Origin of the sequence: Ideonella paludis, assembly GCF_018069865.1 — a bacterium.
GTDB classification, from domain to species: Bacteria; Pseudomonadota; Gammaproteobacteria; order Burkholderiales; family Burkholderiaceae_C; genus Ideonella; species Ideonella paludis.
On record NZ_JAGQDG010000004.1, the window covers coordinates 468,817 to 480,487 of the forward strand.

Consider the following 11,671-nt stretch of genomic DNA (forward strand, 5'->3'; position numbering starts at 1 on the left):
CACCGGGGCCAGCCCGGGGGTGGGCTGTCGCCAGAGTGACGCCCACGCCGCCTTGTGTGGGTCGCTGGCCTAGAATGAAATCTTCCTCGCCATAGAGCTGTCTTGCCATGGGCTTCCCCACTCGTCGCGCCGCTTTGCTTGCCTTGTGCATGGGTCTGGCCGGGCCCGCGTCGGCGCTGGACAAACCCACCGGGCCGGTCGTGCTGAGTGTTGGCGGTGACATCGTCTACCGCAATGCAGGGGATAGGGCCGACTTCGACATGGAGATGCTGGCGGCTCTTCCGCAGCACACCTTGATCACAACCAGCCCCTGGCACCGCCAGCCCACCCGTTTCACCGGGCCGCTGCTGCGGGATGTCTTGGCCAGTGTGGGCGCGACGGGGCGCAAGGTGCAAGCCACCGCACTCAATAACTATCAAATTGAGATTCCCACTGAGGATTTCGAGAAGCACAGCGTGGTGCTGGCGCGTTGGGTCAATGGCCAACCTGTGCGTATCCGTGACAAAGGCCCCTTGCTGATCATGTACCCCTTTGATCAGACCCCCGCCTTGCGCACCCAGGTTCATTACGGCCGCGCCATCTGGCAACTGCGCCGCTTGGACGTGCTGTGAAACCCGCCAAGCCAGGCCGTTGGCGCTGGAGTCCGACGCCCTCGGGGCGGTTCACGCTGCTGATCGGCGTGGTGCTGATCGGCGCCTTTGCGGCAGTGGCCTGGGTACAGTCGCGCCAGTTTTCGCTCTTGCATGGCACGCAGCAACTGACCGACGACAACGTGGTCTGGGCCTTTCAGCAGCTGGAAACTGAGTCGCTGCTGCTGAACGAAGCCTTGCGAGATGCCACGGAAGCGCCCCCTCAGCTGAGCCAGACAGCGCTGCTGGAGCGCTACGAGATTTTCGTCAGCCGGGTCAAGATGATCGCGCCGGCCACCTCCCAGCACATCATTGCGCCAACGACGCAACACACCGCCACCTACGCGCAGCTGGAAGACTTCATCGCCACCTGGGACCCGGTGCTGGGCGAAGACACCGTGGGCATGGTGCCGGTGGCCTCTTTGAAGGCCATGAGGCGTGCGCTGCACGAGCTGCGCGAACCCCTGCATCGGCTCACGCAACTGGCCACGCGCTTGAACTCCGAACGCCACGCCCTGCGCAACGGGGCCATTCGCGAGCAGATCCATCTGGGCATTGGCCTGACCATTTTTCTGAGCTTGGCCATGCTGGCCTTTGCCATCATCGTGGTGCGCCAGTTGCGTGCTGCGGAGCAACGCGGGCGCGAGCTGGAGGCCTTGGCCCAAGGCCTGCGTGAGGCCAGCGAGGCCGCCGATGGCGCCAACCGGGCCAAGTCCGCGTTCTTGGCCAATATGAGCCACGAGCTACGCACGCCTTTCAACGGCCTGCTGGGCATGTTGGCCCTGTTGGACGACACGCCGCTGAACGGCGAGCAAAGCCGCTTTGTGCACACGGCCCGAGAGGCCGCCGAACACCTGTTGGCGGTGCTGAACGACATCCTGGACATCTCGCGCTTAGAGGCTGGGCGCATGACCTTGCAGTCCGAGGTGATGGACTTGCATCGGCTCTTGAGCGATGTAGAGACGGTGATGGCCCCTTCTGCGCAAAGCAAGGGGCTGATGCTGAACTTGAGCCTGGACCCCAAGCTGCCCAAGTGGGTGCGAGGTGATCCGACCCGCATCAAGCAGATCCTCTTCAACTTGCTCAGCAATGCCATCAAGTTCACCGACCAAGGGCAAGTCTCTCTGGAGGCCCTGCAAGAAGCCCCCGGGGACGAGCACAGCCCCGCGCGCATCAGCCTGACTGTCAAGGACTCCGGCATTGGCATGGACGAGGTGACCCAGCAGCGGCTGTTTCAGCGCTTCAGCCAAGGCGACCACAGCATCTCGCGCAAGTATGGCGGCACGGGGCTGGGGCTGGAGATCTCCCGCAGCCTGGCCCGCCTGATGCATGGCGACATCACCGTCACCAGCAGCCCCCAGGCGGGCAGCGCCTTCAGGCTGGTCCTCCCGCTGAGCCTGAGCGAGAGCAGTGCAGCCAGTGCGCCGGTCATGCCGCTGGCTTGGTCCACCTTGCCAGCGCTCGATATCTTGGTGGCCGAAGACCATGAAACCAACCGCATGTATGTCGGCACCTTGCTGACGCGCTTGGGCCACAGCGTGCGCTTTGCCTTGAATGGTGAACAGGCCTTGCGCGAGGCCGAGCGCCGCTTGCCAGACCTGATCTTGATGGACATTCACATGCCCGGCATGGATGGCCTGCAAGCCACACGGGCGCTGCGTGCAAGGCCGCAGCCGCTGGGGCGCGTGCCCATCATTGCGCTGACGGCTGACACCCACCCCGACACGCGCGAACAAGTGCGCTTGGTGGGCATGAACGACTTTTTGAGCAAACCCTTTCGCTGGCCTGAGCTGGAGGCGGCCCTACGCCGCCTGCCGGGCTTGCGCCCGCTGAGCCCGCCTGGCCAGCAGCCCTTGGCGACAACACTGCCGCCCCCTGCGCTGGCCCCTCGGCCCGACGCCGTGCCGCCGGCCCCAGCCGCGCCGTCAACGCCCGCGCCAAGCCAGCCGGCCGAGCGCCCCGCCCCGCCCCGCAGTGCTCGCCTGCCCCCCGGCGCCATGCGCCAGCATCTTCAAGCCGACACCTTGTTGGAGTTGTGCGCCTTGCTGAAGGTCGAGGGCTTGCGGCCCTTGCTGAAGTCCTTTTTTGAGGACGATAACGCCAGCTACGCCCGGCTGTGCGAGGCCGTTCGCCAGGGCCGGGTGAGCGAGGTACCCGGCCTGGCACATCAAATCAAGGGCGCGGCTCAACTGCTGGGCTTGGCCCTGGTGGCTCAGCACGCCAAAGCGCTCGAGCTGGCCGCCAAAGCCGGTGAGCCCCTGCCCGACACCCAAGCGCTGGAAGAGGCCTGGGCCACCAGCGAGCAGCTCTGCCGAGCCATGGGTTTCTTGCCATAGGGATAGCGGGGATGGGCCTGCAGCGCGGATTGGCAGACACTGCGCAGCACCTCACCACGGCCCTACCAAGGCCTTGCTGCGGCGCACAGCGCGCTGCAGCCCCCGGCAACCATCCCTGCTGAGAAAGACCTGCCATGCGCTTTACGCTCCGTCATGCCACACGCTGTGTCCTCCCTGCCCTGCTCTTGCTGGGCCTGGGCGCCGAGGTGGCGGCCAGCACCTTGAACCAGAACGTGTCCTGGACGATCAACCGTGCGGGCACCAGCACCAAGTACCGTGTCGTGGCCTACGGGGATTCCATTTATGCGGGCTACAACGGCTCCACCATCAGCGTGGCCAAGTATTCAGCGCCCACGGTGGATGCCGAGTATCTGTCCGCCACCTGGAATGCCGACATCGAAAGCGTGCGGCGCACCAAGTCGGGCGCGGTGGCCCAAGATGTCTACAAAAACAAGATCGTGGCCGAGCGCTCCTACATGCAGCACAGCAGCACTCGGGTCGTGACCTTTGAGATGTGCGGCAACGACGGCCTGCAGGCCCGTACCGCCTTCAAGAACCAAAACGGCACCTGCAACTACAAGGTGCTGACGGATGCCGAAGCCACCTGCAAGACCTATGTCGGCCAGGCCATGGACTACATCAATGCCAATGCCTACCCCGGTACCAAGCTGAAGATCATTGGCAACCTCTACTACCCCGGCTACGACGCCGACAACACGCAAAGCACCTGCAAAGACGCCAGCACCGGCGCCACAGTGAAGATGCAAGACCGCTTCTTGCCCTCCCTCGCCCGCATGAACTACTGGATGTGCGAGTTGGCCCGCACCAAGGGCTTCCAATGTGCCGATAACTTTGCCGAGTTCATGGGTGCTGACATCGACACCAATGGCGACGGCTTGGCCGATGTAGATGGCCTGCGCTACATCCCTGGCGAGACCGAGCAGAACTATGTGCTGCGCATCACCTCCACGCTACGCAGCACCATCCGTGATGCCAGCCAGCACTTCACCTCGGCCAGCAGCAGCTTTGACTACATCCAGTCGGATGACGTCCATCCCACCTACACCGGCACCACGGTGACCTCCGGCTTGCTGGGCGACACCAAGGGCTCGGGTGCTCCGCGCGCCACCAGCTTCCCGAACGGCAAAAGCCCCCTGTGGAACCAGTACGGCCACGAGCGCATGGGCTGGCGCCTGTCCACGTCCAATCCCCCTGCGCCTTGACGGGTGGTGACGCAGGTCCACTATGCCCCCGAATGAGGCTGTACAGCGGGGCTCAGGGCTGAGCCGCTTGGGGACCATGGTGGCTGTCGCTGCCGCAGGCTTGGCCGTCGCCGTGGGGTGGCAGGCTGCTGAGGACCAAGCACCGGAAGCGCAAGACCCCACCCCGTCAATCGCGGAAGCGGCCAGCGGCACTGCAGCCTCAGGCGTCCCGGCCTCTGGGCCCACCACGGGCCGGGCGGCAGTGCCGGCCTCATCCCCGCCATCGGGCAAAGGCCAGGGCCAGGGTCAGGGCGCTGCTCCAGCCGCGCAAGACCTGGCCGCCCATGTGCCCCCCGGTCAAGCGCCGGCCATGGCCGAGGTGATCCAGCGCCTGAATCAAGCCGGCGTGCACAGTGGCCTGGGCGCCTTCAACCCGCCCGGCACCCGGCCGCCCTTGATCGGCCTGGCCGTGCCCGAAGACTTTGAACTGCCCGCGGGCTTTATGCGCCACCACCAAGCCACGGACGACGGCCAACGCATTGAGGCCGTGCTGATGTTCACGCCCGACCACCCTTATGTGCTGGCCCACCCCGACCTGCGCCACCGGGTGGTGCCGCCCGAGATGGCACCCGAGGGCCTGCCCCTGCGCACCATCACGCTGCCGCCACCCCGGAGCCGCCAGCCTTGAAGCCAGCGCTGGCGTTTTGTCTGCGCAGCGGGCTCGGGCCGGTGGTGCTCAGTGGCTTGCTTTTGGCACTCTACGCCCAAGGGCCTGGCCTGTGGGCGCTGGGCTTCTTCGCGCTGCTGCCTTGGCTCATTCACTTGAACCGCAGCCGCAGCCTGCGCGGTGCGCTGCTGCAAGGCTGGCTGTTCAGCGTGCTGCTGTGTGGCGCCTGCCTGAGTTGGTTCGGTGTGGCCATCGGCCACTACACGCAATGGGGCAGCGCAGGGGGCTTGTGTGCGCTGCTGCTGGCTGCGCCACTGTTGCAGCCGCAGGTGATGGTGTTTGCGCTGGTGCGCCACAGCGTGCGCCTGCGCTATGGGGCCACGCTGGGCGCCTGGGCGGGGGCGGCCGCCTGGGTGGGCACCGAATGGGTCTGGCCCAAGCTTCTGGGCGACACCTTGGGCCACGGCCTGGCCCCCGCCCTGCTGCTGCGGCAAGCGGCCGACTTGGGCGGCGCGGCGGGGCTGACCTTGATGCTGCTGCTCTGCAATGAGGCCCTGGCTGCCGCCTGGGCTCAGCGCAAAGCCGGCGCAGCGCAGTGGCTCAAGCCCTTGGGCTGGGCAGCGCTGGGGCCAGTGGTGCTCTCAGCCTATGGTGCCGTGGTGGTGATGACCTGGGCCCCGGCCCCTGGCGCGCCGCTGCGCATGGCGCTGGTACAGACCAATATCACGGACTACGAAGCGCTGCGAGAACAGCAAGGCAGCTATGCCGTGGTGCGCCAAGTGCTGGAGACCCACTTTGCGATGAGCTATGACGCCGTCGAGCGCCAAGGCGCCCAAGCGGTGATGTGGACCGAGACCGCCTACCCCACCACCCTGGGCCAGGCCAAGAGCGAGCTGGGCGCAGAGCTGGACCAGGAAATCTTGGCCACCATTGCGGCGGCGGGCGTGCCCTTTGTGTTCGGCACGTATGAGCGCGACGAAGGCGGTGAGTACAACGCGGCTGCCTTTGTGAACCCGGGCACCGGCTTGCTGGGTTTTTATCGCAAGACACGGCTGTTCTTCTTAACGGAAACTGTGCCGGCGTGGGCCGACGGCCCGCTGCTGCAACGCTGGCTGCCCTGGGTGGGGCGTTGGCAGGCCGGCAACGGTGCGCGGGTGTTTCCGCTGCGGCTCCAAGGCGGCCGAGAGGTGCCGGTGCTGCCGATGATCTGCCTGGACGATGTGGACACGAGCTTGGCCTTGCAGGGCGCACGCCAAGGGGCGCAAGCCTTGCTGACCTTGTCCAACGACAGTTGGTTCAGGCACGCGCCGCAAGGCGCCCGGCTGCACCAGGCCGTCGCCCTCTTCCGCAGCATCGAGACACGACTGCCGCAGTTTCGTGTCACGCCCAGCGGCTACAGCGCGGTGTTCGACCCGCTGGGCCGCGTGGTGGCCAGCGCTGGCCTCGGCGAGCGCGCCTTGGTGGTGGGCGAGGTGCCTGTTGGCCCCGCACCGCCCACCTTGATGCTGGCCTGGGGCGATTGGGTGGGCGGGGTGTGCTGGGCCTTTTTGGCGCTGCTGGGGCTGAAGACTTGGGGCCGCTGGGCCTGGCCTGCGGCCAGCGCGCAGCCCCAAGCGGAGTCCATGCCCGCCCCCACCATGGCCGCGGCGCCACGGACCGTGCGCGGCTTGCAGGCACTGGCCGGCCTCAGCGCCCTGGTGCTTGCGCTGGCCTGGCTGTTGTGGCCCGCGTGGCGGCCGCAGGCCGGCTTGCAGCTCAAGCTCTTTGCGGCCCTGGTGCTGCTGCCTCAGTTGTGCGCTTGGGCCTGGGCCGCCCGGCGCAGGCTGCGGGCCGCATCCTCAGACCTGCCACCTCAGGCTCGGCCCACGCTGTGGGCCCACCCCGCCTGCAAATTCGGCCTGCTGCCTTTGGCGTTGGCGGTGGTGGCCTTCCGCCTGCATCAGCACATTGTGTTTGGCGGCACCTGGGGCGAGTGGCAGAGCCTGGGGGCCGGGGCGTTTCTCAGTGGCTTTGCACTGTGGTGGGCCATGTGGCTGATGGGCGTGGTGCTGTGTGCTGCGGTGCTGCGCGCTGCCCTTGAAGGCGTGTGCTGGCTGGTGCAGCGCGCACGGCCCGACACGGCCGCGGCGCTGCGCCCGCTGCTTGAGCGGCTGAGTTTGGCCCTGCTGTATGCAGGCCTGCCGCTGTGGCTGTGGTTCAGGACCTGGTGATCAGACGATCACACGATCACCGGTTCAGGCTCCAGCCGAATGCCAAAGCGGCCGTACACGCTTTCTTGAATGGCGCGGGCCAAGGTTTGGACCTCCGAGCCCACGGCATCGCCGCGATTGACCAGCACCAAGGCTTGCTTCTCGTAGACACCGGCATGGCCGATGGTTTTGCCCTTCCAGCCACAGGCGTCGATCATCCAGCCCGCTGCCAGCTTGAAGCTGCCGTCAGGCATGGGGTAGTGCACGATGTGAGGGTCGCGCGCGATGATGTCTTTGCACTGCTCGGGGCTGACCACCGGGTTCTTGAAGAAGCTGCCCACATTGCCAATGACGGCCGGGTCCGGCAGCTTGGCGCGGCGGATCTCGCAAACCCAATTGAAGATGGTGCGGGCATCCGGGCTGGCGTTGCCGGTCTCGGCCATCTTGCGCTCTAGGTCGAGGTAGCTGAGCATGGGCTGCCAGGGCTTGGGCAAGGTCAAGCGCACGCGGGTGATGACGCTCTTTCCTGCCAGGCCTTGCTTAAAGACGCTGTCACGGTAGCCAAAGTGGCATTGGTCCGGATAGAGCGTGACGGTGCGGCCGGTGGTCAGGTCCACCGTGTCCAGCGAGTGAAAGCGGTCTTTGAGCTCCAGGCCGTAAGCGCCAATGTTTTGCACGGGCGCTGCGCCCACGGTGCCCGGGATCAAGGCCATGTTTTCCAGGCCGCCCAAGCCTTGGTCCAGGCTCCAGGCCACCAGGTCGTGCCAGCGCTCGCCGGCACCGGCCTCTATCACCACCGCCTCGGGGCCGTCTTCCAGCACCTTCAGGCCCGGAACTTCGATCTTCAGCACCAATTCGGGCATGTCCCGGGTGAGAATCACGTTGCTGCCGCCGCCCAGAATGAATTTGGGCGCGCGGCCCATGTCCGGTGAATCGACGACGCGGCGGACATCGGCCTCTGAGGTGATGCGCACCAGGCGGCCTGCCAAGGCAGGCAGGCCAAAGGTGTTGTAGGGCTTGAGGCTGACGCCGGTTTCGATCTGCATGGCAGAATTTTCCGCTTTTTTCCCGCGCCGGCCCCGGCCCCTCCAGCAAGAGAGACATCATGCCCAGTTTTGACGTAGTGCTTGAACCCGATATGGTCGCCATCAAGAACTCGGTGGCCAACGCCGAGAAGGAAATCGGCACCCGCTTTGACTTCAAAGGCACCAGCGCCAGCGTCGAGCTCAAAGAGAAAGAAAAAGAGCTGGTGCTGATTGGCGACAGCGACTTCCAGATCGAGCAGGTCAGCACCGTGTTGATCGGCAAGCTCACCAAGCAGAACGTGACGGTGAACTACCTGGACATGAGCGCCAAGATCGAGAAGATCGGTGGCGACAAGGTCAAGCAGGTCTACAAGATCAAGGCGGGCATCGAGGCGGAGCTGGCCAAGAAGATCACCGGCGCCATCAAGAACAGCAAGCTCAAGGTGCAGGCCAGCATCCAAGGCGATGAAGTGCGCATCACCGGCAAGAATCGCGACGACCTGCAACTGGCCATTGCCCTGCTGCGCAAAGACTTTGCCGACCAGCCCCTGAAGCAGCAAAACTTCCGCGACTGATGCAAGTCACGCCCCTGCCGCTGGTGGCCCTCAGCGCCGCGCAGCCCGTGCTGCAGACGGCACGCCTGCGGCTGGTGGGCGATGACCCGCACCTGGGGCCTGCGGTGGCCGACTATGTGGTGCGCAACCGCGCCCACTTTGCGCCCTGGGACCCACCCGCGCCGCCTGAGTTTTTCAGCGCCGACGGCCAAGCCGAGCGCGTGTTGCAAGGCGTGGCCGCTTTCGCCCGCGGTGAAGCCTTTCGCTATTGGTTGCTGCCTGCCGACGCGCCCGAGCGGGTCATCGGCTCCCTCCACTTCAGCCAAATGGCACGCGGCGCTTTTCAGAATGCCATGCTGGGCTATGCGCTGGACCAGGCTGCCCAGGGCCAGGGCTTGATGCACGAGGCCCTGCAAGCTGGCTTGGCGGAGATGTTCTCGCCTCGCGTCAACCTGCACCGCATCCAAGCGGCTTGGCAGCCCAGCAACCTGCGCAGCGGCGCGGTGCTGCAGCGCCTGGGCTTTGTGCAAGAAGGCCTGTGCCGCGACTACCTCTTCATCAACGGCGCGTGGCGCGACCACTGCATCAGCGCGCTGCTGAACCCCGCCTTCCAAAAACCACCCGGCTGGTCAGCTTGAAGAGGCCGAAGAGGGGCTGTGCCAGCCCGCCTTGCCATCATGGCGGGCTTGGCGCTCTTGATCGGCTTGCATCTCGCGCTCGAACTGCTCGCGGGCCTGGCGCACGCGCACGATGAGGTCTTCTTCGTTGTGGCGCTCGGCCTGGGCTTTGCGCAAGAAGTCGAGGGAGTAGCGCCTGAAGTTGTCGGCCATTTGCTTGGCTTGGGCGCGGTCCATGCCCAAGGCTTCGAGGGTGGAGCGGCCGCTGCGCAGCGAGGACTCAAACACCTCGCGCTCCACATGGGGCACGTTCAGTTCAGCCAGCTCCATGGCGTGCAGCGCGTCCCGCGCGCGGGCCACGATCTGCACATGGGCAAACTCATGCTGCAGCACCTCTACCAAGCGGTTGCACTGGGCCGAGTCATCGACCGCGACGACCATGGCTTTGGCGTGGTGGATGCCCGCCGCATGCAGCAAGTCGGGCTGCGTGGCGTCACCAAAGTAGACCTTGAAGCCAAAGCGCCGAGCGCTGTCCACGGTATCGGCGTCGTGGTCGATCACCGTGGGCTTCACGCCTGCGGCCAGCAGCAAGCGGCACACGGTTTGCCCATAGCGGCCAAAGCCCGCCACGATGACGGGCGGGTGCTCGTCTTCGATGGCATCGGCCTCGCGCTCTTGGGTGCTTTGTCGGCACCAGCGGTCAAACACCATCAGCAGCAAGGGCGTGCTGACCATGGAGAGCGCGGCGATCAAGGTCAGCAAATTGGCTTGGGCCTCGGGCAGCGCGCCAGAGACCTTGGCGGCCGACAAGACCACGAAGGCGAACTCGCCCACTTGCGAGAGCAAGACGGCCAGCAAGGCTTTGTCCCGACCGCGCAAGCCCACCCAGGGCGCCAAGCCCCACAGGGCTACCAGCTTCAAGCCGACCACGGCCACGAGGCCCAGCACCACCTGCACGGGGCTGCTGGCCAGCAGGCCTAAGTCCATGCTCATGCCCACCGCGATGAAGAACAGGCCCAGCAGCAGGCCCTTGAAAGGCAGGATGTCGGTTTCCAAGGCGTGGCGGTATTCCGAGCTGGCCAAGAGCACGCCGGCCAAGAACGCCCCCAGGCCCATGGACAAGCCCACGTGCTCCATCAAGGCGGCGACGCCCAAGACCAGCAGCAAGGCAAAACCGGTGAACAGCTCTCGCACCTGCATGCGGGCCACAAAGCGCATCACCGGGTAGGCCACATAGCGGCCCAGCACCACCACCGCGGCCACCGCCGCCACTTGCCAGAGCGGCCCCTGGTGCGCGTGGCCTGCAGTCTCGGCAGCCGGTGCAGCGGTGCCCAACACGGCCGCCAAGGCCAAGAGCGGAATGGCCGCAATGTCTTGGTAGAGCAGCATGGAAAAGCCGCTGCGGCCCACGGGTGCCGCCATCAGGTTGCGCTCTTGCATCAGGGCCACCACGATGGCGGTGGACGACAAGGCCAAGGCCAATGCGCCGATCAAGCTGGCCTGCCAGGTCCAACCCACCAGCAAGCCCACTGGGAACAGTGCGGCCGCACAGGCCAGCATCTGCAGCGTGCCACCGCCAAACACGGCACCGCGCATCTCCCAAAGCCGCTTGGGCTCCAACTCCAGGCCGATGACAAACAGCATCAGCACCACGCCCAGCTCCGAGACATGCAGCAAGGCTTGCGGGTCATTGACCAGCCCTAAGCCGACCGGCCCAATCGCCACGCCGGCCACCAGATAGCCCAGCACCGAACCCAGCCCCAGGCGCACGGCCAGGGGCACAAAGATCAAGGCCGCGGCCAAGAACAAGATCGCTTGCATCATGGGGCAGTCCCTCCTTGCACACCCACGCTCTCGAAGGCCTCACATTGCGATTTGAGCGACGCACACCAACGGCTCAGCTCCTCCGGTGCGGTGGAGTGGCCGCCATGCACCACAAAGGGCGCAAACCACTGCATGCCGCAAAAGCGGGCCGTGTGTTCAACCGGGGCCACATAGTCGGCAAAGGGCCGCTTGTGCATGCCGTCTGGCGTATAGGCCTCTTGCGAGCCGCCTGCGCTGGCCACCCACCAGCAGGCCTTGCCCTTCAGCGCCTCACCGCCGTGGCCATAGGCCCAGCCGTGGGACAGCACTTGGTCGATCCAGTGCTTCATCAAGGCGGGCACGCTGTACCAGTACACCGGCGCCAGCCAGACAATGTGCTGGGCACGCAGCAAGGCTTGCTGCTCGGCTTCCACATCTATGTCGAAATCAGGATAGAGCTGGTAGAGCGAACGCACTTCAGCGCCGGGCCGCGATTGCAGCACCGACAAAAGGTCTTTGACCACGCGGGACTGCGAGGGCCGGGGGTGTGCATGAATAATCAGCATGGGTCTCAAAGCATCAAGAGCTGGCGTGATCAGCCATCATAGACAGGCCCACCTCGCACCCTGATCCTCGTTCACTCTTATTC

9 protein-coding genes and 1 pseudogene are annotated in these 11,671 nt (G+C 65.7%); 7 read left to right on the forward strand and 3 right to left on the reverse strand.

All coding sequences use genetic code 11. The annotated features are described in order from the left end of the window. Nucleotides 1–107 precede the first annotated feature (107 nt). From KAK11_RS12555 to lnt, 5 genes are all read left to right on the forward strand, one after another. Nucleotides 108–611 (forward strand): putative pterin-binding protein, encoded by a 504-nt coding sequence (locus KAK11_RS12555; RefSeq protein WP_246498850.1) that lies wholly within the window; start codon nucleotides 108–110, stop codon nucleotides 609–611. Continuing rightward, nucleotides 608–2,965, forward strand: coding sequence for an ATP-binding protein (locus KAK11_RS12560; RefSeq protein ID WP_210809474.1), 2,358 nt, complete (start codon nucleotides 608–610; stop codon nucleotides 2,963–2,965). Before KAK11_RS12555 ends, KAK11_RS12560 begins: the two co-directional genes overlap by 4 nt. Before the next feature lie 134 nt (nucleotides 2,966–3,099). Further along, on the forward strand, nucleotides 3,100–4,188 hold the full coding sequence (locus tag KAK11_RS12565) for an SGNH/GDSL hydrolase family protein (RefSeq protein ID WP_210809475.1): 1,089 nt from the start codon (nucleotides 3,100–3,102) through the stop codon (nucleotides 4,186–4,188). A gap of 76 nt (nucleotides 4,189–4,264) precedes the next feature. Beyond that, complete coding sequence (locus KAK11_RS12570; RefSeq protein WP_210809476.1) at nucleotides 4,265–4,855, forward strand: hypothetical protein; 591 nt, start codon at nucleotides 4,265–4,267, stop codon at nucleotides 4,853–4,855. After that, nucleotides 4,852–7,044, forward strand: coding sequence for an apolipoprotein N-acyltransferase (lnt, locus tag KAK11_RS12575; protein ID WP_246498852.1), 2,193 nt, complete (start codon nucleotides 4,852–4,854; stop codon nucleotides 7,042–7,044). The genes KAK11_RS12570 and lnt overlap by 4 nt, the downstream gene beginning before the upstream one ends. A gap of 8 nt (nucleotides 7,045–7,052) precedes the next feature. Here lnt and murB read toward each other — a convergent pair. Continuing rightward, a pseudogene (gene murB / locus KAK11_RS12580) lies at nucleotides 7,053–8,075 on the reverse strand (UDP-N-acetylmuramate dehydrogenase); the annotation flags it as partial. A gap of 53 nt (nucleotides 8,076–8,128) precedes the next feature. On the opposite strand from murB, the gene KAK11_RS12585 reads away from it, so the two are divergent. Together KAK11_RS12585 and KAK11_RS12590 are read left to right on the forward strand one after the other, a co-directional pair. Then, the gene (locus tag KAK11_RS12585) at nucleotides 8,129–8,623 is read left to right on the forward strand and encodes a YajQ family cyclic di-GMP-binding protein (protein WP_210809478.1); all 495 of its coding nucleotides are present in this window, start codon (nucleotides 8,129–8,131) and stop codon (nucleotides 8,621–8,623) included. Continuing rightward, nucleotides 8,623–9,240 carry a GNAT family N-acetyltransferase gene (locus KAK11_RS12590; RefSeq protein WP_210809479.1) on the forward strand — a complete coding sequence of 206 codons (618 nt, stop codon included), beginning with the start codon at nucleotides 8,623–8,625 and terminating at the stop codon, nucleotides 9,238–9,240. The genes KAK11_RS12585 and KAK11_RS12590 overlap by 1 nt, the downstream gene beginning before the upstream one ends. Here the strand turns inward: KAK11_RS12590 and kefC are convergent. Both kefC and kefF read right to left on the reverse strand, forming a co-directional pair. Continuing rightward, nucleotides 9,232–11,043, reverse strand: coding sequence for a glutathione-regulated potassium-efflux system protein KefC (kefC, locus tag KAK11_RS12595; protein WP_210809480.1), 1,812 nt, complete (start codon nucleotides 11,041–11,043; stop codon nucleotides 9,232–9,234). The two genes, KAK11_RS12590 and kefC, sit on opposite strands and share 9 nt — an antisense overlap. Continuing rightward, a complete protein-coding gene (gene kefF / locus KAK11_RS12600; RefSeq protein ID WP_210809481.1) occupies nucleotides 11,040–11,588 on the reverse strand; it encodes a glutathione-regulated potassium-efflux system oxidoreductase KefF in 549 nt (182 codons plus the stop codon). The genes kefC and kefF overlap by 4 nt, the downstream gene beginning before the upstream one ends. Nucleotides 11,589–11,671: the final 83 nt, after the last annotated feature.

What these genes read in the sequence shown, in the direction of transcription:
- kefF (WP_210809481.1), bottom strand. Translation starts at nt 11,588, where the DNA reads ATGCTGATTATTCATGCACACCCCCGGCCCTCGCAGTCCCGCGTGGTC.
- KAK11_RS12555 (WP_246498850.1), top strand. Translation starts at nt 108, where the DNA reads ATGGGCTTCCCCACTCGTCGCGCCGCTTTGCTTGCCTTGTGCATGGGT.
- KAK11_RS12565 (WP_210809475.1), top strand. Translation starts at nt 3,100, where the DNA reads ATGCGCTTTACGCTCCGTCATGCCACACGCTGTGTCCTCCCTGCCCTG.
- kefC (WP_210809480.1), bottom strand. Translation starts at nt 11,043, where the DNA reads ATGATGCAAGCGATCTTGTTCTTGGCCGCGGCCTTGATCTTTGTGCCC.
- KAK11_RS12590 (WP_210809479.1), top strand. Translation starts at nt 8,623, where the DNA reads ATGCAAGTCACGCCCCTGCCGCTGGTGGCCCTCAGCGCCGCGCAGCCC.
- KAK11_RS12585 (WP_210809478.1), top strand. Translation starts at nt 8,129, where the DNA reads ATGCCCAGTTTTGACGTAGTGCTTGAACCCGATATGGTCGCCATCAAG.
- KAK11_RS12570 (WP_210809476.1), top strand. Translation starts at nt 4,265, where the DNA reads ATGGTGGCTGTCGCTGCCGCAGGCTTGGCCGTCGCCGTGGGGTGGCAG.